9 protein-coding genes are annotated in these 22,481 nt (G+C 73.5%); all 9 read left to right on the top strand.

Annotation, left to right across the window (positions count from 1 at the left end; translation table 11 throughout):
* The first annotated feature begins 2 nt into the window (after nt 1–2).
* Complete coding sequence (locus ABD732_RS16395) at nt 3–3,515, top strand: non-ribosomal peptide synthetase (RefSeq protein WP_344785596.1); 3,513 nt, start codon at nt 3–5, stop codon at nt 3,513–3,515.
* Nucleotides 3,512–4,843: a SidA/IucD/PvdA family monooxygenase gene (locus ABD732_RS16390; RefSeq protein ID WP_344785559.1), complete on the top strand. Its 1,332-nt coding sequence runs from the start codon at nt 3,512–3,514 to the stop codon at nt 4,841–4,843. Before ABD732_RS16395 ends, ABD732_RS16390 begins: the two co-directional genes overlap by 4 nt.
* Nucleotides 4,840–5,472 (top strand): GNAT family N-acetyltransferase, encoded by a 633-nt coding sequence (locus ABD732_RS16385; protein ID WP_344785558.1) that lies wholly within the window; start codon nt 4,840–4,842, stop codon nt 5,470–5,472. Before ABD732_RS16390 ends, ABD732_RS16385 begins: the two co-directional genes overlap by 4 nt.
* Nucleotides 5,469–6,221, top strand: coding sequence for a thioesterase II family protein (locus ABD732_RS16380; RefSeq protein WP_344785557.1), 753 nt, complete (start codon nt 5,469–5,471; stop codon nt 6,219–6,221). The genes ABD732_RS16385 and ABD732_RS16380 overlap by 4 nt, the downstream gene beginning before the upstream one ends.
* The gene (locus tag ABD732_RS16375; RefSeq protein ID WP_344785556.1) at nt 6,218–10,684 is read left to right on the top strand and encodes a beta-ketoacyl synthase N-terminal-like domain-containing protein; all 4,467 of its coding nucleotides are present in this window, start codon (nt 6,218–6,220) and stop codon (nt 10,682–10,684) included. The genes ABD732_RS16380 and ABD732_RS16375 overlap by 4 nt, the downstream gene beginning before the upstream one ends.
* Before the next feature lie 151 nt (nt 10,685–10,835).
* Nucleotides 10,836–11,642, top strand: a complete 807-nt coding sequence (locus tag ABD732_RS16370; RefSeq protein WP_344785555.1) for an MTB12 C-terminal domain-containing protein — start codon at nt 10,836–10,838, stop codon at nt 11,640–11,642.
* Between the two features lie 107 nt (nt 11,643–11,749).
* Entirely contained in the window at nt 11,750–12,553 is an 804-nt protein-coding gene (locus ABD732_RS16365; RefSeq protein WP_344785554.1) for an MTB12 C-terminal domain-containing protein, read from the top strand.
* Nucleotides 12,554–12,604: 51 nt separating this feature from the next.
* Nucleotides 12,605–17,905, top strand: a complete 5,301-nt coding sequence (locus tag ABD732_RS16360) for an amino acid adenylation domain-containing protein (protein ID WP_344785553.1) — start codon at nt 12,605–12,607, stop codon at nt 17,903–17,905.
* Nucleotides 17,887–22,467 (top strand): amino acid adenylation domain-containing protein, encoded by a 4,581-nt coding sequence (locus tag ABD732_RS16355; protein WP_425553074.1) that lies wholly within the window; start codon nt 17,887–17,889, stop codon nt 22,465–22,467. Before ABD732_RS16360 ends, ABD732_RS16355 begins: the two co-directional genes overlap by 19 nt.
* The last annotated feature ends 14 nt before the right edge of the window (nt 22,468–22,481 follow it).

The raw sequence follows: 22,481 nt of genomic DNA, 5'->3' as shown, positions 1-22,481 counted from the left end.
ACCTGCTCGCCCCGCTGCGCGAGGAATTGCGTGCCGACATCGCGGCGCAACTCGGCGTCGAACCCGACGAAGTCGGCGACGGCGCCGACCTCATCGGTCTGGGCCTGGACTCGATCCGCATGATGCGGCTGGCCGGGGGCTGGCGCAAACGCGGGCACGACATCGACTTCGCGCGACTGTCGGCCGAACCGAGCCTGGAGGCCTGGGCGCGGCTCCTGGGCGGTGACACGCTCGTCGACCAGGAGGGCGCGGGCGGCCCGGCCGCCGCCGGTCCGCCCCCGGTCGATCTGCCGGAGACCGATCCGGCCGAACCGTTCGCGCTGGCTCCCATGCAGCACGCCTACTGGGCGGGCCGGACGCGGACGGCCGAACTCGGCGGGGTCTCCGCGCACCTGTACGTGGAGTTCGACGGCGGCGGCCTCGAGGCCGAGCGGCTCCGCGCGGCGGCGGCCGCACTGGTGGCCGCCCATCCCATGCTGCGGGCACGTTTCCTGCCCGACGGCACACAGGTGGTGCAGCCCGAGCTCGGCCACCCGCCGCTCACCGTGGTCGATCTGCGGGACGCGCCGGCCGAGGAGATCCAGGCCCGGCTGGCCCGGCTGCGCGGGGACAAGAGCCATCAGCTGCTCGACGTCGCCGCCGGCCGCGTCTTCGATCTGACCCTGACTCTGCTGCCCGACGGCGGCCATCGCGTCCACTTCGACATCGACATGCTGGCCGCCGACGCGATGAGCTACCGCACCCTGCTGGGCGAGCTGGTGGCCGCCTACGACGGTGCCGATCTCGCGCCGCCCGCAGTCACCTACGCCCAGTACCGGACGCACTGCACCCGGCACCCCGACGACGCCGCCGAGGCCGATCGCGACTGGTGGACGCAGCGGCTCGACCGGCTGCCCGGGGGACCGGTACTGCCGAAACCGCCGGCCGTGAGCACCGGCGCGCGCGTCGAGCGGCTGAACCACTGGCTGGATCCGGAGGCCAAAGAGCGGCTGCTGGCCGCGGCGCGCGAGCACGGAGTCACCCCGGCCGCCGCCCTCGCGGCCGCTTTCGCCGCGACCGTGGGGGCGTGGTCGGCCGAGCCCCGCTTCCTGCTCAACGTGCCGCTGTTCCAGCGCCGCCCGGTGCATCCGGAGATCGACCGGGTGTCCGGTGATTTCAGCTCGTCGATCCTGCTCGACGTCGATGTGACCGATCCCGGATCCATCCTCGACTTCACCCGTGAGGTGCAGCGCACCATGCATGTGGCCGGCGCGCACGGCGCCTACGGTGCGCTCGACGTGCTGCGCGACCTGGGGCGTCATCGTGGTGAGCAGGTGCTCGCCCCGGTGGTCTTCACCAGCGCCCTCGGTCTGGGGGAACTGTTCGCCCCGGAGGTCTCCGACCGCCTCGGCGCACCGGCGTGGATCGTCTCGCAGGGACCTCAGGTGCTGCTCGACGCCCAGGTCACCGAGGTCGACGGCGGACTGCTGACCAACTGGGACGTCCGCGCCGATCAGTTCCCGCCCGGTGTGGTGGAGGCCATGTTCGGTCAGTACCGGGCGTCGGTCGATCGGCTCGCCTCCGGCCCCGCCGGCTGGCAGGCCGAAGCGCTGCCTCAACTGCCCGCCGAACAGCGCGCGGTGCGCACTGCCGTCAACGCCACCGCGGCGCCGAGTTCCGGACGGCTGCTGCACCAGGAGTTCTTCGAGCGGGCGGCCGATGAGCCCGACCGGCCTGCGCTGATCTGGAGTGACGGGGAATTGACCTACGGCCGGCTCGCCGACCGCGCCCTGCGCGTCGCCGCCGCGCTGGCCGGCGCCGGTGTCCGGCCGGGCGACTCGGTGGCGGTCCAGTTGCCGAAGGGCCACCGCCAGGTGATCGCCACTCTCGGCGTGTTCGCCGCGGGCGCCACCTGGATTCCGCTCGCCGCGGACCTTCCGGAGGCCCGCCGCCGCGTGATCGTGCGCGACGGGCGGATCTCGGTGGTGCTGGCCGATCGCGAGGGGGCGCCGGGCACGGTCCTGACTCTCGATGCGGCACTCGCCCACGCCCCCGCCGCCGCGCCGATCCTCGGTGACGCCGAAGACGTCGCCTACGTGTTGTTCACGTCCGGTTCCACCGGGACGCCGAAGGGCGTCGAGGTGCCGCACCGCGCGGCGATGAACACCATCGACGACATCAACAACCGCTTCGGCGTGGGTCCGGACGACCGCTCCCTGACCGTCGCCGCCCTGGAGTTCGACATCTCCGTCTACGACGTCTTCGGGCTCTACAGCGCCGGCGGCGCGGTGGTGGCCGTCGGCGCCGACGAAGCCCGGGACCCGGCATGCTGGCGCCGGCTCCTCCTCGACCACCGGGCGACGGTGCTGACCTGTGTGCCCAGCGCCATGGACATGCTGCTGACCGCGGCCGAGAGCGCCGCCGCCACCGATCCCCGCGGCCTCGGCGACCGGCTGAAGGCCGTTCTCCTGGGCGGCGACTGGGTGGGGGTGGACCTGCCGGTGCGGCTGGGCGCGCTGGCGCCTCAGGCGCGGTTCGCCGGCCTCGGCGGCGCCACCGAACTGGCCGTGCACTGCACCGTCTGCGAGGTCGCCACCCCACCCGAGGACTGGGTGGCCGTGCCCTTCGGCACGCCCCTGAACAATGTGGTCGCGCGGGTGGTCAACGCGTCCGGCCACGACTGCCCGGACTGGGTGACCGGCGAATTGTGGGTCGGCGGCGACGGGGTGGCCCACGGCTACCGCGGCGACCCGGAACGCACCGCCGAACGCTTCGTCACCCACCAGGGCCGGCGCTGGTACCGCACCGGCGACCTCGCGCGGTACTGGCCGGACGGGACCATCGAGTTCCTCGGCCGCGCCGACCATCAGGTCAAGATCCGCGGCTTCCGGGTGGAACTCGGTGACGTGGAGGGCGCACTGCGCGGCCTCGACGGCGTCCGGAACGCGGTCGCGGCCGTGGTCAGCGAGGGCGACACCCGCCTGCTGGCCGCGGTGGTCGACCGCGAGCCCGGCAGCGGGGCGGGTGGCACCGGCGAATCGATCACCGCCGCACTGGCCGATCACCTGCCCGCCTACATGATTCCCGCACGCGTCCTCGTGGTGGAGCAACTGCCGCTGACCGGCAACGGCAAACTCGACCGCCGTGCGATCGACCGCCTGCTGTCCGAGCATTCCGGCCCGGACGGTGGGACGGTGGCGCCCAGGACCGAGCTGGAGCGCGCACTGACCGACCTGGTGACCGGTGTCCTGGGCACCGACCCCGGCGCGTTCGGGGTGACCGACGACTTCTTCGCCTCCGGGCTGGATTCGGTGCTCGCGACCACGGTGGTCGCGCGGATCCGGGAACTGCTGGACGCCCCGCAGGCCGGGATCGCGGACATGTTCGCCGCCCGGACGGTGGCCGAGCTGGCCGAGCTGCTGGACGCGGCGGACCAGCGCCAGGGGCGTCTGGAGGAGGTGGCGGCCGTCTATCTGGAGATCGCCGCCCTGGACGACGACGCCATCGACGACGAGGAAGAGGGGCTGGGCGCATGACCTCAGGCACCCCCGGTGCAGACACCCCCGGTTCAGACACCTGCTGCGGCACCCTGCTGGTGCTGGGTGCGGGCCCGAAGGGGGTGGCGGTCGCCGCCAAGGCGCGCGCGCTGACCGACCTCGGGCTGCCGGCCCCGCGGGTGGTGCTGATCGACGAGCACGCGGTCGGCGCGCACTGGCTCCCGGTCGGCGGCTGGACCGACGGCCGGCACCGGCTGGGCACCAGCCCGGAGAAGGACGTCGGCTTTCCGTACCGCAACGGCCCCGACCGCGCGCACGCCACCGCGGTGAACCGCCGCATGCTCGACTACAGCTGGATGTCGTTCCTGGTGGAGCATCACACGTACACCGAATGGATCGACCGGGGACGTCCGCACCCGCACCACCACGTCTGGGCGCGGTACCTGGAATGGGTGGCGCGCCGGGCGCAGACCGACGTGCTGATCGGCCGGGTCACCGAGATCGACGCCGACGACGACTGCTGGCGGCTGACACTCACCGCCCCGGACGGGGCGCAGCACGAGGTGACCGGCGACGGCCTGATGATCACCGGCCCCGGTTCCAGCGCCGAGACCATGCTCGAGCATCCGCGCATGCTCTCGGTGGCCCGGTTCTGGGAGCTGTCGGCCGCGCGGGAGATTCCGGCATCCTCGCGCGCCGCGGTGATCGGCGGCGGGGAGACGGCCGGATCCGCGCTCGACGAACTCGCCCGCCACGACGTCATGACCATCTCGGCGATCTCACCCGGCGCCACCATCTACACGCGCGGCGAGAGCTACTTCGAGAACGCGATGTTCAGTGACCCGACGGGCTGGCCGGCGCTCAGCGCCGCCGAGCGCCGGGACGTGATCCGCCGCACCGATCGGGGCGTCTTCTCCGTACGAGTCCAGGAGAACCTGTTGGAGGACAACAGGATCCACCACATGCAGGGCCGCGTGACCGGTGCCCGGAGTGTCGGGGACAGTATCCGGCTCACCCTGGAGAATCCGGGCCGCCCGGTCTCCGAGCACACTTTCGACCTGGTCGTCGACGCCACCGGCGGACGTCCGCTGTGGTTCCTGGAGCTCTTCTCTCCCGGCGCCGCGGATCTGCTCGAACTGGCGTTGCGGACGCGGCCCACCACCGTCGCCGCCGAGAACGCGATCGGTCACGATCTGGCCGTCGAGGGGCTGGATCCGCCGCTGTACCTGCCCAACCTCGCAGGATTCGCCCAGGGGCCCGGATTCCCGAATCTGAGCTGCCTCGGGGAATTGTCCAACCGGGTGCTGCGCGGGGCGCAGCAGCGCGGGGTGCACGACCGCTCGGCCGCCGGAACCGGTGCCCGATGAGCGCCGCCGACCTCAGCGGCTACCGCATCGGCCGGGAGATCACCGACGTCGATCCGGCCGTCGCGGCGGCCGGTCCGCCGCCGCTCCCGGCGGTGCCGGGCGACTTCGGGCTGCGGCTGGTGGATCCGGACTCGGCGGACCCCGCCCTGCTTGCGGAATGGTTCGCTCGGCCGCACCTGGCGCAGACCTGGGAGCAGGTGTGGCCGGTGGACCGCTGGCGCACCGACACCGCTTACAAGCTCGCCGGGGACTACGTGCGGCCGGTGATCTTCGCCTACCGCGGCCGGCCGGTGGGCTATCTGGAGCTGTACCGGGTGGCTCGCGACGAAATCGCGCAACTTTACGACGCGCACCCGCACGACCTCGGATTCCATGTGGCGACGGCCGATCCGGAACTCCTCGGCCGGGGAGTGATCTCCGGATTCCTCCGCGACCTGGCCGACGGGATGTTCGCCGCGGACCCCGACTGCGCGCGCATCACGCTCGAGCCGGCCGCCGACAACGGCCCCATCCGGCGGGCCCTCACCAAACACGGCTGGACCGATCTCGGCGAGTACGACATCCGGCCGGACCGCCGCATCGCCCTGCACATGCTGCCCCGACCCACCGAACCGGAGGATCTCTCATGACCACTGCCGCACCCCGCCGCACCGCTCCCGTTCTGCGGGCCTTCCACCGGCCGCCGGCCGACGAGGCGCCGCTGCTGCTGGTGTTCGGGCACGCGGGCAGCGGGGCCTCGGCGTATCGGGAGTTGTCGTCGCGGGTGACGAGCGGCTACGAGGTGCTGATCATGCAGTACCCGGGCCGCCAGGACCGCGGGCGGGAGCCGGCGGCCGGGGCCCTGGCCGACCTGGCCGCCGAAGCCTTCGCCGAGTACTCGGCCCGCGCCGGGCAACGGCCGACGGTGGTGTTCGGGCACAGCATGGGCGCCATCGTCGGATTCGAGTTCACCCGGCTGGCGACCGAGGCGGGGGCGCCGGTCACCCGGCTGGTGGCCTCGGCGGCGACCGCGCCGTCGCAGGTGGCCGATCTGCCGCGCCATCCGAGCGATGACGAGTCGCTGCTGGCGCACCTGGGCATGCTCCAGGGGACGGGCGGCACCGTCCTGGCCAACGAGGCGGTGATGCGGATGGCGCTGCCGGTGCTGCGGGCCGACTACGCCGCCTTCGACGCCTACCGCTGCGCAGGCGACGTCCGGGTGGACGTGCCGATCCGGGTGATCGGCGGCGCCGACGATCAGGTGATCGCTCCGCACCTGCTGCACTCCTGGTCGGCGCACTCGGGCGACGTGGAGGTCACCGTGGTCGACGGGGGTCACTTCCACATCGACGAGCACCCCGGCACCGTCGCCCAGATCCTGCTGGACTACGCATCATGAGCGGGCCCTCCGCCGGCGCGGACGTGCCCGCCCACCACGACGATCCGATCGTGATCGCCGGCATGTCCGTGGAGGCGCCGGGCGGCATCACGACGCCCGAGGAGTTCCATCGCGCGCTGGCCGACGGCGCCGATCTGATGGGACCGCTGCCGCGCGATCGCGGCTGGCCGGTGGACCAGTTGCTCGCGATCGACGCGGTCACCGGCTGGGGCGCGGTACCCGACGCGGGCGGCTTCCTGTCCGGGGCGGCCGAGTTCGATCCGCTGTTCTTCGGGCTCAGCCCGCGCGAGGCCGCCGCGATGGACCCGCAGCAGCGCGTCGCCATGCGGGTCGCGTGGCGTGCGCTGGAGAACGCCGGGATCGATCCGTCGTCGGTGCGCGACACCGAGGTCGGGGTCTACTTCGGGGCGTCGATCACCGAGTACGGACCGCGGGCCGCGGCGGTGAACGAGTTCAGCGGCCATCGCATCGCGGGCACCGCGCTGGGAGCGGTGTCCGGGCGGATCTCGCACGCGCTCGGCACCGTCGGGCCGTCGATGACGGTCGACTCGGCCTGTGCCTCGTCGATCAACGCCCTGCACCTGGCGGCCAACGCGGTTCGCGCCGGCGAGTGCGACTGGGCGATCGCCGGGGCCGTGTGCGTGATGGGTTCCCCGGCCGCCTTCTTCGAGTTCTCCCGCAACAACGCGCTGGCGCCGGACGGGCGCTGCCACTCGTACGCGGCCTCGGCGGCGGGCACGGTGTGGGGCGAGGGAGCGGGCGCAGTGGTGCTCGAACGCGCCTCCCGCGCGCGTGCGCGGGGGCACCGCGTCTACGGGATCGTGCGCGGCTCGCGGGTGAATCACAACGGCGCCGGCGCCCCGATCGTGGTGCCCAGCGCGCAGGCCCAGCGGCGGCTGATCGAGCGGACGCTCGCCGCCGCCGGGGTCGACCCGGCACAGGTCGACTACATCGAAGGGCACGGCACCGCGACCCTCGGCGACGCCCTGGAACTCGAGGCGCTCGGCCAGACCTACGGCGCGGCCGACGGCCGGACGGCGCCGGCGCTGGTCGGTTCGGTGAAGTCGAACGCCGGTCACGCGCAGGCCGCCGCGGGCATGCTCGGCCTGATCAAAGTATTGCAGTCGGCCCGGCACGGAGAACTGGTGGGAACCCGCTTCGCCGACGAACCCGCCGACGACTTCGATTGGGAGGCAGCGGGTCTCGCCCTCGCGAACGGTACCCGGAACTGGCCGGCCCGCGACGGCCGACGATTTGCCGCGGTGTCCAGCTTCGGGGTCTCGGGCACCAACGCCCACGTGATCCTGGAACTCGGAGACCAGGTGGAGGCGGCGCCGGTGCCGCGGGCCGCGCACCGGCTCCCCGACGGTCGGGTGCCGGTACTGATCACCGGCGACAGTCCCGAACTGCTGGCCACCGCTGCCGCCGAGGCGGCGCAGTACGTGCGCGCCCGTCCGGAGGTGTCGGTCCCCGACGTCGGCGACCAGTTGCTCACCACCCGCCGCCTGCTCCGGCATCGCGCGGTGATCGCCGCCGGCGACCGGGACGATCTGCTCGTCGCGCTGGACGCGGTCGCCGCCGGCGCCCCCCATCCGGATACGGTGGCCGGCACCGCCGCGCGGCGGCGGGTGGCCTACGTGTACCCGGGGCAGGGGAGTCAGCGCCCCGGTATGGGTGCTCTGGACTACCGGACCTCGGCGGCCTACCGCGCCGCGGTCGATGAGTGCCACCGGGCCTCGCTGCGGCTGTTCTCGTCGTCGCCGCGCGACTACGTCCTCGGCACGCTCGCCGCCGACGATCCGGGCGCCACGGACGTGCGCGTGGTGCAGCCGGCGCTGTTCATGCACATGGTCGGTCTGACGGCCATGTGGGACGCGGCCGGCGCCCGCCCGAGCGCGGTGATCGGCCACAGTCAGGGGGAGATCGCCGCGGCGTTGCGCGCCGGTGCGATGACGCTCGACGAGTCACTGGTGATCGTCACCGAACGGGCGCGACTGGTGCATGAACTGTCGCCGCGCGGCTACACGATGGCCGTCCTCGGCATCGATCAGGAGGAGTGCGAGAAGATACTCGCCCGCAACTCCGGCTGGGCCGAGCTCTCAGTGGTCAACTCTGCTCACCTGATCTGCATCTCGGGCACCCGCGACACGGTCCTGCGCATCATCGAAGAACTGGAGGAGCAGGGGAAGTTCGCACGGGAGATCCGCGTCGAGTACCCGGCGCACACCAGTGTGGTGAGCCGATTCCAGGGCGAGTTCCTCACCGCGCTGGCGCGCTACCCGATGAGCGAGTGCTTCGCCGACACCGCCATCGGCTGCTACGGCGCCACCCTCGGCGAGGCGATCGATTCGTCGATGACGCTCGGCGACTACTGGTTCTGGAATCTGCGGAATCGCGTGCGGTTCGACCTCGCGATCGCCGCTGCCGCCGACGACGGGGTGGAGGTCTTCATCGAGATGGCCGAGAACCCGACCCTGGCGCTGGCGATGGCCGAGACGCTGTCGGACGTGCCGCGGCCGACCACGGTGCTCGGCACCCGCCGGCGCGACTGCGAGGACCTGACGGTCTTCACCCGTAATGTGCAGGCGCTGGCGGTCACCGACCGCGACTTCGACTGGGCGGCACTGGCTGTGGACGATCCGCAGGAGCGGCCCGGGCTGCCCCTCGAGGACTTCCCGAACACGCCGCTGCGGGCGATGCACCTGTGGGCGGACCGGGACGCGGGCCTGTCCGACGAGGTGAACGCCCCCGGTTGGGGTGCCACGGCGCCCGGCCGCGACGTCCGAGTGTTCGCGCCCTCGTGGAGGCGTCTCACCCAGCGCACGCTGCTGCCGCCGCGCCGCATGGTGGTGATCGATCCGCACGGGCGCAGCGCCGACCAGGCCGCTGCCCTGTGCGCGGCGGCCGCCGACCAGGGTGCGCATGCCGCCGTCCTGGATTCCGGTGGTGCGGTGCCCGACGACGTCGACACCGCGGTGCTGCTGGTGCCGCCGGCCGGGGAGGCCGCGGGCGGCGTCACCGGGCTGGTCGCCGACCTGCTCGCCGAGGACGCCTGGCGCGACGGCGCGCAGTTGCCGCGCGAGTTCATCTGCGTGACCACCGGCTCCGTCGCGACGCACAGCGACGATCGGGTCGATCCGGTCGGCGCCGCGCTCGCGGCGGCTTTGCGTTGCGGCGCAGTGGAGTACGGCCGGACGCGCTTCCGGCGCGTGGACGTGGCCGATCCGGTGGACGGTCGTGCGCTGGTCTCGGCGCTGCACGTGGACGCGCCGGAACTGGCCGTCCGCGCCGACGGGCTGTACGCCAAGACGCTGGAGCCGTCCGGCGACGACGGCGACGACTCCTGGGGTCCCGAAGCGCTCGCACACGTCCTGATCACCGGCGGGACCGGACGTCTCGGCGTCGAGTTCGCCGACTGGTTCGCCGCGCGGGGAGCCGGGCGGATCACCGTCGTGTCCCGGTCCGGCGGCGACGAGGCCGTCCGCGGCCGCCTCGCCGGGATCGCCCGGCGCCATCGGGTGCCGGTGGACGTGCGCCGCATCGATCTGACCGAACCCGCCGACGTCGCGACCCTCCCCGAGGTGCTCGCCGAGCCGGTCACGCTGCTGGTGCACGCGGCGCTCGACTACGTCGCCGCTCCGCTCGAGGGATGCGGGCGGTCGACCGTCGAGCGCGCACTGGAGGCGAAGGTGGGCGGGCTGCACCGGGTACTCGAGGCGCTGGTACCTCCCGCCGGAGACGCCGGTGACGACCGCGCTCTGCGCGGGGTGCTGTTGTTCTCCTCGCTGGCGGGCACTCTGGGCGGTCGCGCGCAGGGGCTGTACGCCGCGGGCAACGCCCTGCTCGACGCCGAGGCGGCAGCGCTGCGCCGCCGCGGGATTCCGGCGACCGCCGTCGCGTGGGGGCTGTGGCGCGCGGTGGGGCCGCTGACGGCCGAGGAGGTGGAGCGGGTCACCGCGACCGGCGTGATTCCCATGGCTCCGGACGCGGCGCTGGCCGCCGGTGCCCGGCTTCGGGACTACGACCCGGTCGTGATGAGCGCCGACTGGCCGCAGCTGCGTGAGCTGCTGGTGCTGGCCGGCCACGAGGGCCTGTTCGGAGAGGTGGACGCGCCGGAGCCCAGCACGCCGGTGCCGGCCGCCGCTGCGGTCGACGCGGTGCCACCGGTGGCGCCTGCCGAGTCCACCCCCTCGGCCGAGTTGTCCCCGCCGGTCGAGCCTCCCCCTCCGGTCGAGTCCGTCGACACCGACCTGGTCACGGCGCTCGTCGCCGAACTCGCGGCGGCGATGGGCATGTCCGCGGGCGAACTGGATCCGCAGCTTCCGCTGGTCGCACTGGGCCTGGATTCCCTGCAGGCGCTCGACTTCCGCAAACGGGTCCAGGGGTCCCTCGGACGGGATCTGCCGGTCGAGGCGATCCTGGGCGGGGCCAGCCTGGACGAGGTCGTCGACCTGATGGCATGAGGCCCGGCTGCTTCGGCGCTTCGACCGACCCCGGAGGTCGGTCACAGCGCCGAAGTTCCGCCGGGTCCGGCGATCGCCGGTGGAGTGACGTGCCCCATAGCAGATTTATAAGGCTAGACTTACCTACTACTTAGTTGGTTCAATGACCTCTATGTATGAGGACAGTCAGACCGACGTCGTGCAGGCGCAGGGATACGACAGCGATCCCGCGCCGGCCGCGCACGAGCCGGCGCCGGTCGCGCACGACGACGAGTCGGCGGGCCAGGGAGTCAACTGGCCGACCGTGATGACGGCGGCCGGCATCTCGGCCGTGGTGTCGGCGATCGTCCTGGCCATCGGGCTGGTGGGTCTGTTGCTGACCGACGTGGGCGGCCGCACCACCGCGGCGCAGCAAACGCCTACTGTGGTGAATCTCGGTGCCGCCGGCCAGCCGTACGCCGCGGCGCCCGCGGCCCCGGCTGCGCCCGCAGCACAGGCCCCGGCCGCCGACGCCCCCGCACCTGCGGTGGATGCTCCAGCCGCCCCCGCTGCGCCGGCGGCTCCGGCCGCCCCCGCCGCAGAGGCGCCCGCGGCCGCCGCCCCGGCCCAGGCCGCGTCCAGCCAGCCGACCGCGCCGACGCTGGGCCAGTTCCAGTCCGATCTGGCGCTCCTGCGCGGCAACGGTTCGACCCAGCAGAAGGGGCAGGTCCTCGAAGGCGGCGCCGCTGCGGTGACTCCCATCGTGAGGCTGTTCAACTACGCCGATCAGTTCCGTGCGGCGGGCTTCCGCTACGAGCTGACCGGGCCCGTGAACCAGAACGGGACCACCGCGACCGCGCGTCTGAAGCTGACGTCGCCGGGGTACGACCCCGCGTACATGACGATGCGCTGGGTGTGGAAAGACGGCCGCTGGAAACTGACCAATCGGTCCGTCTGCGAGATCGCCGCATACGCGCAGATCCCCTGCAACCTGCGGTGAGAAGGGGCGGCGGTCCGCTGTACCGCCGGCGACGGTGACCGAGGGTGGACGACACCGTCCGCACTTCGGTGCCGACGGTGAACCATCGACGACGAGAGTTGGGCGAGATGTCGACAACGGATGAGTACTACGGCGCCGAATACGGTGCTCCCGAGGGGGACGGGACCGAGCAGGCCGAGGCCGCACCCGAGCAGACGCCGTCGAAGGGCGGAATCAACTGGCCGACGGTGATGATGGCGAGCGGCATCTCCGCCGTGGTCTCGGCGATCGTCCTGGCGATCGGTCTGGTGGGCCTGCTGCTGACCGATGTGGGGGGCGGCAACAACGCCGCGCAGCAGACGCCGACCGTGGTCAACCTGGGTGCGGCGAATCAGCCGCTGGCCCAGGCGCCGGCCGCGGCCGCACCGGCACCGGCGGCCGAGACGCCTTCGGCGGACGCTCCCGCGCCCGAGGCGCCTGCCGCGCAGGCTCCGGCCGCAGACGCCCCGGCAGCGGACGCCCCGGCCGCGGAGGCGCCGGCGGCCACCGCACCGACCTCTTCGGCGGCGAGTTCGACACCGACCGCGCCCACGCTGGGGCAGTTCCAGTCCGACCTCAAGCTGCTGCGCAGCGGTGCGTCGACTGCCGAGAAGGGCAAGGCCCTCGAGGGCGGTACCGCGGCAGTGGGGCCGATCAACAGTCTGTTCAAGATGGCGGACCAGTTCCAGGCGGCCGGTGTCCGGTACGAAGTGACCGGGCCGGTCAAGCAGAACGGCACCACGGCGACGGCGCGTTTCAAGCTCACCGGTCCCGGTTACGAGCCGGCGTACTCGACGATGTACTGGGTGTGGAAGGACGGTCGCTGGAAGCTGACCAACCGGTCCGTCTGCGAACTCGCCGCCTACATCCAGGCCCCGTGTAACCTGCGCTGATCAGCCGGGCCTGGACAACCCAATAAGGTAAGCCTTTGCTAAACTGCGCCAATGGCGAATGATCTTTCCACACGCAAGAAGGAACTGCTCCGGCAGCGTCTGGAAGGTCGTGGCCTCCGGGCGGGCGGACTCGACGAGTCGGCCCGCCCGGAGCGCATCGGAGTCCCCGTCGCGGCGCGCGAGGACGGCGACGAGACTCCCATGCCGGCCGCGCTGCAGCGGCTCTGGTTCATCGGGCATCGCGACCGCGACGACACCTCCCTGAACGTCGGCGTGGCCTTCGCGCTGTCCGGCGATCTGGACCCGGAGCGGCTCCGCGCCGCTTTCGAGTCGGTGGTCGGCAAGCACGAGCCGCTGCGCGCCGCCTACGACGTCGACGCCTCCGGGACGCCGGTGATCCGGCATCGCGCCGCCGCCGACTTCACCTGGACCGAGCACGATCTGGTCGACCTGTCCGGCGAGGCCGCCGGCCGTCGGCTGCGGGTCCTCGCCCGGCGTGAGCAGTCGACGCCGTTCGACCTGCGGACGCAGCCGCCGCTGCGGGTGGCCCTGATCCGCCGCGCCGACGACCACGTGCTGCTGTTCACCGTGCACCACATCGCCTGGGACGACGAGTCCTGGCGCGTGCTGTTCGACGACCTGGCCGCCGCCTACGCCGGGCAGTCGCTGACGCCGCCGGCGGTAGCCGTCGCCGACCTGCCCGAAAGCGATCCCGGCCGGGTGGCCGCCGACCTCGCCTACTGGCGCGACGAGCTGACACCGCCGCCTGCGCCCCTCGACCTGCCGGCCGCCGGGCGCCGCGCCGACGGCCGCGCCGCCGACCCTCTGGTCAGCGCCCCGGTGCCGGCCGGTATCCGCACCGCGACCGCCGAACTGGCCCGCAGCCTGCAGACCACCCCCTTCGCGGTGACCGCCGCGGCCACCATGGCCTTCCTGCATCGGGCGTTCGGCGCCGACGACCTGCTGCTCGCGGTGCCGACCACCGACCGCCCGGCCGGCGCGCAGGATCTGATCGGCTACTTCGGCAACACGCTGTTGCTGCGCGGCACCATGACCGGGCAGACGGTCTTCGGCGATCTGGCCGCCGCCACCGCGCAGCGGCTGGCCGCCGGGCTGGCGGCCGCGTCCGCCCCGATCGACCAGGTGGTCGCCGGCCTCGACCACGATCGGACCGGCGGCAACGGCCTGTCCACGCTGGTCTCGGCGAGCCTGTCGGTGCGCGGCGGCCTCGACGGCCTCCGCCTGGACGGCGTGAGCGCCACCGACCTTCCCGAGCTGACGGCGGTGCACAGTCAGCTGCCGCTGGAGTTCGCGCTCGTCGACGGTCCGGCCGGCCGGGTGGAACTGGAGTACGACCCCGCCCGCCTGCCCACCGACGTCGCCCAGGGGCTGGTGGAGGCGTACGTGGCCTTCCTGGCCGCGGCCCTCGCCGCACCCGCAGCGCCGCTGCGAACGCTCCCGCTGCTGAGCGGGGCCGCGCGCGAGACCGCGCTCGCGGCCGCCGTCGGCGCCGCGGTGCCGACGGGCTCGCAGACCCTGGTGGACCTGTTCGCCACCGCTGCCGCCGAGCGCCCCGATCACCCCGCCGTCGTCACCGACGACGAGGTGATCACCTACCGCGACCTGGACGGGCGGGCCAACGCCCAGGCCCGGCACCTGCTCGCGCAGGGAGTGCGGCCCGGTGACGTGGTCGCCCTGGTGCTGCCGGCCGGTGCCGACTTCATCACCGCCACCCTGGCGGTGCTCAAAGCAGGGGCCGCGTACCTGCCCGTCGACCCCGACTACCCCGCCGAGCGCATCGCCTTCGTGCTCGCCGACGCCGCACCGAAACTGGTGCTCGACCAGCACGCCGCCCAGCCCGCCGCCGGCGACACCTCCCCGCTCACCGACGCCGAACGCGGGGGGCCGGTAGCGCCGGCTTCGCTGGCCTACGTGATCTACACGTCGGGCTCCACCGGCACCCCGAAGGGAGTGGGGGTGGAGCACCGGGCGATCGCCGAACACCTGCGGGCCGTCGGCGTCACCGGCATCGTCGGCCCGGACGACCGGCTGATCCAGACCTCGTCGGTCAGCTTCGACGCCTCGATGTTCGAGATCTTCGCCACCCTCACCGCGGGTGCCACCCTGGTGCTGCCGCGGCCCAAAGCGCTCACCGACATCGCATACATCGCCTCGATCCTGGTCCGCGAACAGGTCACCGTGATGCACATGGTGCCCAGCCTGCTGTCCACGTTGCTGCTGATCCCGGAGGTGAAGCAGTGGACCACGCTGGCCACGGTCCCGGTGGGCGGCGAGGCGCTGGCCGGTGACGTCGCCGACGCCTTCACCACCGCTTTCACCGCGGCGCTGAGCAACAATTACGGCCCCACCGAGGCCGTCGTCGCCGCCACCCACTACCCGATCGACGGTCCGCAGGGCGGGCGCGTGGTGCCCATCGGCCGGCCGAACGCCGGCGTGCGGGCATACCTGCTCGACGCGGCGCTGCAGCCGGTGCCCGACGGGGTGGTCGGCGAAATCCATCTCGGCGGAACGCAACTCGCGCGCGGCTACCTCGGCCGTCCGGCCCTGACCGCCGAGCGCTTCGTCGCCGATCCGTTCGTCCCCGGTGCCCGCATGTACCGCACCGGCGATCTCGCGCGCCGCACCTCGGGCGGCGACCTGGAGTTCGTCGGCCGCGCCGACGGGCAGGTGAAGATCCGTGGTCACCGGATCGAACTCGGCGAAGTGGAGGCCGTGCTGGCCGCGCAGCCGGGTATCGCCCGGGCCCTGGCGCGCCTCGACCGCGCCCAGACCGGGGATCGCCTGCTGGCCTACGTGATCGCCGACGACCCGCAGCTCGACGAGGCGGCGGTGCTCGCCCATGCCCGCTCGGCGCTGCCCGGGCCGCTGGTGCCCGACGCCGTCGTCCTGATCGACGAGGTGCCGCTGACCGCGCACGGCAAACTCGACGAATCCGCGCTGCCGGTTCCGGCCGCGAACGAGCCCGTCTTCCGCGCCCCGGGCACCCCGACGGAGCAGCGCGTGGCGGCCGTCTTCGGCACCCTGTTCGGCACCGACCGGATCGGCGCCGACGACTCCTTCTTCTCCCTCGGCGGGCATTCGCTGCTGGCCGCCCGCCTGGTGACCGCCCTGACCGCCGAGTTCGGTCTGCCGGTGGACGTGCGGCTGCCGTTCGACCATCCGACGGTCTCCGCCCTGGCGGCCGCGCTGGTGGAGCTCGCCCGCAGCACGCACGGCATCGAGCTCGACGGACCGGCCGTCGGCGCCGACGACTGGGGCGACTGGGCGGACGCCGACTTCGGCGGGGTGGCGGTGGCCGCCGCCGACCCGGTCGCGCTGCCGGCACCGCGGCCGCCACTCGGGGAGGTGGTGGCGCAGTCGCCGGCGCCGCTGGCCTTCTCACAGCTGGCCATGTGGTTCGCGCACCGCTTCGAAGGGCCGACCGCCGCGGGCAACATCCCGCTCGCCTTCACCCTGACCGGTCCGGTCGATCAACGAGCGCTCGCCGCCGCGATCAACGGCGTGATCGGTCGCCATCCCGCGCTGCGCACCTCGTTCACCGAGCACGCCGGACTGCCGGTGCAGACGGTCGCCGACCGTGCCGACCTGGACCTGACGGTGCTCGAGGTGGACGACCTCGACGGGGCGCTGTCGGCTGCGGCGGACACCGTCTTCGACCTGGAACGGCCGCCGCTGGTGCAGGCGCAGCTGCTGCGCGCCGGCGATGAGACGCGCCTGTCGCTGGTCTTCCACCACCTCGTCGTCGACCACGCCAGCATCGAGCTGATCGTCGGCGATCTGGTCGCCGCCTACCGGGCCGAAGTGGACGGCGGTCCCGGGCTCGCGCCGTACGAGGGGCCCTCCTACGGTGCCTATGCGACCTGGCAGCACCAGCTGTTCGGCGTGAACGCCGACCCGGCCGCCGTGTCCGGGCGATACGGGGCGGCCGAGCTCGGCTACTGGCGCGAGCGGCTGGCCGGCATCCCCGACGAGATCGCGGTGGCGATCGACCGCCCGCGGCCCGGAGGACTCTCCCGGCGGGCGGTGATCGCCGACACCGCGATCGCGCCGCCGGTGCGCACCCGCGTACGCGGAGTGCTCGAGGCCGCCGGCGTCAGTGAGTTCATGGCCGTGCAGGCCTGCTTCGCCGTCACCCTCGCCACCCTCGGCGGCGGCACCGATCTGGTGGTCGGCACCCCCGCCGCGGGCCGGGACGACCCCGACACGCAGAACCTGGTGGGACTGCTCGCCAACATGGTGGCGCTGCGCACCGACCTGTCCGGCGATCCGACGCTGACGGCGGTGCTGCACACCGCGCGCGACGCGGTGCTGGAGGCCTTCGCACACCAGGACACCCCGATCGAACGGCTCGTCGAGGCGCTCAACCCGCGCCGGACCCGGGCGCGGAATCCGTTGTTCCAGAGCATGATCCACTTCCGGGACCGCGGCGCGAACGACGGTGCCCGGGCACTGACCGCCGACGGCGGCGTCACTCTGGCCATGCTGCCGATGGTGATGGACACGTCGTTCCTGGACCTGAATCTGATCGCCTCGGTGACCGCCGACGGCGGACTGGACCTGCGGCTGGTCGGCGCCGCCGACCTGTACGACGACGACACCGTGCAGGCCGTCGCCGAACGGCTGGCCGCGATCTTCGCCGTCCTCGCAGATGCGCCCGAGACGCACCTGAGCGAGCTGGAACTGCCCGGACTGCCCGCGACGGTGGACCCCGCCGATCACGGCGACGACCCGGCCCGGCTCGCCGCGCTGATCGCCGAGCGTGCGCCGCGCCGCGTCCAGGCCCGGCCGGCGACGCTGGCGGCGCTCCCGCACAGCGGGCTCACCCAGTGCCCGTCGGTGGAGTCGTGGATCGTCGACGGCCCGGGTGCCGCCGACGGCCTGGCCGAGACGCTGCGCGCACTGGCGCCGCAGTCGCTGGTGATCGACAACCACCACCGCGATCATCAGCCGGCGGCGGCCGCCGCGATGCCGGCCCTGGGCGGTGAACCGCGCACCCCGACCGAACGCGCCCTGGTGACGATCCTCGCCGAACTGGTCGACGCCGACGGCCTCGGCGTCGACGACAACTTCTTCGCGGTGGGCGGAGACAGCGTGATCTCCATCCAGTGGTGTGCCCGCGCGGCCGCCGCCGGCATCGCGCTCGACCCGCAGCAGGTCTTCGACTGCTACACGATCGCCGAGCTGGCGGAGGCCGTCGACGCGGCGACCGAGGCCGCGGCCGAGTCCGACGCCCCGGCAAACGAGCCGGCGCCGAGCGCGCCGATGAGCGCATCGGGACTGAGCGCCGAGGCGCTGAGCGCGCTCGGCGCGTCCTGGGAGGCCCGGCGATGACCGCGGAGATCGAAGACGTCCTGGCGCTCTCCCCGCTGCAAGCGGGGATGTTCTCGCTGTCGGAGATGGCCGGGGACGGCCTCGACGTCTACAGCATGCAGTTCGTCGTGGAGATCACCGGGCCGTTGCGGCCGGAGGTGCTGCGCCGCAGCGTCGAGGTGATGCTGGAGCGGCACCCGAACCTGCGGGTCAGCCTGTGGGACTCCGATGTGCCGCAGCCCGTGCAGATCGTGCCGACGAGCGTCGAGGTACCGTGGCGCACCGTCGAGGTGGATCCGGCGGGCTTCGACGCGCTCGCCGTCGCCGAACGGGCCGGACGCTTCGACCTGCGCCGCGGTCCCGCGTTGCGCGTGGTGCTCGCCGAACTCGGGGACGGGCGCCGCCGTCTGCTGCTCACCGCGCACCACATTCTCATGGACGGCTGGGCGGTCGCGATCTTCTTCCGCGAACTCCTGGCCGTCTACGACGCCGACGGCTCCGCGCGGACACTGCCGCCGGCCCGGCCCTACCGCGACTACATCGCCTGGCTGGCCCGGCAGGACCGCGACGCCGCCCTGCAGACGTGGGCGCAGGAACTGGCCGGCGTCGAGCCGCTGCTGCTCGGGGCCCCGGGCACCCCGGCCGCCGAACCGGTGCGGCACCGGGAGACGCTCGACGCGCAGGCCACCGCGCGACTGACCGGCTGGGCCGCCTCCCTGGGCCTCACCCCGGCGACGGTCACCGCGTACGCCTGGGGACTGGTGCTCGGCCGCCTCGCCGACCGGTCCGACGTGATCTTCGGGACCACCATCTCCGGCCGCCCGCAGTCGCTCCCGGGCGCCGAGCAGATGGTCGGCCTGTTCATCAACACCGTGCCGACGCGGATCCGCATCGACGGCCCGGGCACCGTCGCCGACGCCTGCCGGGACCTGCAGCGCACCTCGGCGCGGTTGCGCGATCTGGGCCACGTCGGCCTGGCCGACATCGCCCGCGCGACGGGCACCGGCAACCTGTTCGACACGCTCTTCGTCTTCGAGAACGCGCCCCTGGGCACCGCCACCGCCCCGGTGAGCGCCGCCGACGGCGCCCGGTTCCTGCCGCTGGCGATGGAGTCGCTGGCGCACTACCCGCTGACGGTGGCCGCCTACCTGCTCGACGGCGAGCTGGTGGTGATGACCGAATCCGTGGCCGACGCGCTCGGCGGCATCGATCCGGTGCAGGTGGTGGCGCGTCTGCTCGCCGTGCTGCGGGCGCTGCCCGGCCTCGCCGACAGTCCACCGGCAGCGGTCGACGCCCTCCTCGAGCACGAGCGGGCCCGCGCCGGCGCCGGGCCCCGCGGCGCCGCGCTGCCCGCCGGGGAGCGGACCGCGATCGGCCGCTTCCACCGGCAGGTCGCCGCGACCCCCGAGGCGGTCGCTCTGGTGACCGACGAGCAGCGCTGGACCTACCGGGAACTGCACGAGGAAGCCCGGCGGGTGGCCGGCGAGCTGACCGCCGCCGGAGCCGGTCCGGAGACGGTCGTCGCGCTGGGCCTGCCGCGGTCGGCGGAGTCGATCGCGGCGATCCTGGGGGTGATGGCGGCCGGTGCCGCCTACGTGCCGGTGGATCCGGCGCTGCCGGCCGAACGCGCCGAGTTCCTGCGGCAACGCTCCGGAGCGGCGCTGGTGCTGACCGCCGGCCCCGACGGGCGCCCGATCGTCGAACCCGGCCCGGGCCGAGACCCGATCTCCACTCCGCTCGATCGACGAGCCGCCCCCGCCGGCTGGGTGCCGACGGCCGAATCGGCGGCGTACGTGATCTTCACCTCCGGTTCCACCGGTGAACCCAAAGGCGTGGTGGGAACGCAGGGTGCGCTGGCGAGCTACGCCCGCGATCACCGGGACCGGGTGCTGGCGCCGGCGCAGGCCCGGCTCGGCCGCCCGCTCCGCGTGGCGCACGCCTGGACCCTCTCCTTCGACGCCTCCTGGCAGCCACTGGCCGCGCTGCTCGACGGCCACGAGGTGCACTTGTTCGGCGAGCGCGAGATGCGCGACGCGGGCCGGCTGGTGCAGACACTGCGGCAGCGGCGCATCGACCTGATCGACACCACGCCGTCGATGTTCGGCCAACTGGCCGCGGCCGGGCTGGTGGCCGGCGCCGCCGGCAGCGACGCACCCGTCGTCGCCGACCCCGCCGCAGGCCCCGCCGGGCTCACCGCCCTGGCCCTCGGTGGGGAGGCGATCGGACCCGAACTCTGGCGCGAGCTCGGCGCGCTCGGCGAGACGACCGTCTACAACTGCTACGGCCCCACCGAGACCACGGTGGAGGCGCTGGTCGCGCGGATCGCCGACACGCCGTCACCCACCATCGGCGGACCCACCGACCGGATGGCGGCGCGGGTCCTGGACTCGGCGTTGCGTCCGGTCCCCGACGGGGCGGCCGGGGAGCTGTATCTGGCCGGCGCTCAGGTGGCGCGCGGCTACGCCGGCCGGCCCGGACTCACCGCCGAGCGGTTCGTCGCCGACCCCCACCTGCCGGGTGCGCGGATGTACCGCACCGGCGATCTGGTGCGGTACCGGCCGTCCGGGGAGATCGAATTCCTGGGTCGCAGCGACGACCAGGTGAAGATCCGCGGGTACCGCATCGAGCTCGGCGAGGTGGAGACCGGTCTGCGGGGGCTGCCCGGGGTGCGTGCCGCGGCGGTACTGGTCACCCGGCGGCCCACGGGTCCGGCGCTGGTCGGTTTCGTCTCCGGGTCGGGACTCGAGGCGGCGGCGGTCCGCCGCCGCCTGGCGCAGACCCTGCCCGCGCACCTGATTCCGGCCCGCATCGTGGTGCTGCCGGTGCTGCCCACCAACGTCAACGGCAAGCTCGACGTCCACGCGCTCACCGCGTCGGCCGAAGCGGCCTTCGCCCCGGCCGGGCCCGGTGATACGCCGCTGACACCGCTGCAGGAGACCGTCGCGGAGGCGGTGACCCGGGTCCTGGGATCACGACCGGGCCCCGACGACGACTTCTTCGATCTGGGCATGGACAGCATCGTCGCGATGGCACTGGTGACCGGCTTGCGTGACGGCGGCATGAGCGTCGCCGCCCGCGACGTCCTGGTGCACCCCACCGTCCGCGATCTGGCCGCGGCGATCGAGTCCGGCGAACGCGCCGAGCGACGGGCCGCCGCCCGCGAGTACGGCACCGTGCCGCCGCTGCCGGTGGTGCAGTGGATGTACGAAGGCGGCGACTACCGCCGCTTCACCCAGACGGTGCTGTTGGCGATCCCGCCGTCGCTGACGCCGGGCGGGCTGCGTGACGTGCTGCAGGCCGTGGTCGACACCCACGACATGCTGCGGGCGGTCCTGACCGGCGAGACCCTGGTGACCCGGGAGCCCGGATCGGTCGACGTCGCCGAGCTGATGGCGGCCGGAGTGATCGACACGGTGGGCGCCGACGACGGCACCGGGCGGGTGGCGAAGGAGGCGATCACCTCCGCGGCGCGGCAGGCCAACGACCACATCGATCCCGCGGCGGGCACCATGCTGTCGGCCGTGCGGCTGACGGCAGGCGACGAACACGTCCTGCTCCTCGCGATCCATCACCTGGCGGTCGACGCGGTCAGCTGGCAGGTGCTGTTCACCGACCTGTTCGAGGCAGGCATCGCCGCCAGCACCGGGCAGAAGATCGAGCTGATGGCCGAGTACACCGACTACCGGAGCTGGTCCGTCCTGATGGCCGAACGGGCCGGCAGCGAGGCGGTGGCGGCGCAGCGGGACTTCTGGCGCGAGCAGGTGACCGGTGACGACCCGGTCCTGGGCGCGCGGCGCACCGCGCTCGGCACCGACACCTGGAGCGACCTGCGTTCGCACCCCGTCCTGACGCCGGTCGCGGTGACCGCGCGGCTGCTGGCCGCCACCGGGCGCGAGCTCGGGGTGCGGGAGTTCCTGCTCAGTGCGGTGACGGCCACCGTCGCCGCGTGGCGTGCCGAGCGCGGGCAGGATGCCGGCGCGGGCGCGCTCGTGGCGCTCGAAGGACACGGCCGCGAAGACCGGGTGGTCGGCGCCGACGGCGACGAGCCCCTGGACGCCGACGTGGACACCGGCCGCACCCTGGGCTGGTTCACCACCGTCTTCCCCGTCCGGCTCGGTGCGGGCGACGCGTCCGGTCTCGACCGGCTGCGCTCGGATCCTGCGGCCCGGGCCGGCCTGCTGCGCACCGTCGCCGATCAGGTGGCCGCCGTGCCGAACAGCGGCCTGGACTACGGACTGCTGCGGTACGGACGGACACGGCGAGACGAGGTCCTCGCGGCCGCCGCCGGACCGCAGCTGGAGTTCAACTACCTCGGCCGATTCGATCTCGGCCTCCCGGTCGGGGCCGAGGGCGCCCACTGGGCGCCGATCACCGACCTGGACGTCAACGAGGCCCTGCCCACCGACCCCGAACCCGACCTCCCGCTGCGCTACACGATCGACTTGGTGTGCGTGGTGCGGGCGACGGCCCAGGGGCCGCAGCTGGTCGCCAACTGGCGCTACGCCTCCGGCGCGATCAGCGCCGAGGAGGTGACCCGCCTGGGCGAGCTGTGGTCCGAGGCCGTGGACGCGCTGTCGTCGTAGTGCGGCCGCGACCC

This window comes from Gordonia caeni (assembly GCF_039537105.1).
Lineage (GTDB): Bacteria > Actinomycetota > Actinomycetes > Mycobacteriales > Mycobacteriaceae > Gordonia > Gordonia caeni.
This window is presented reverse-complemented; position numbering and strand designations above follow the sequence as displayed.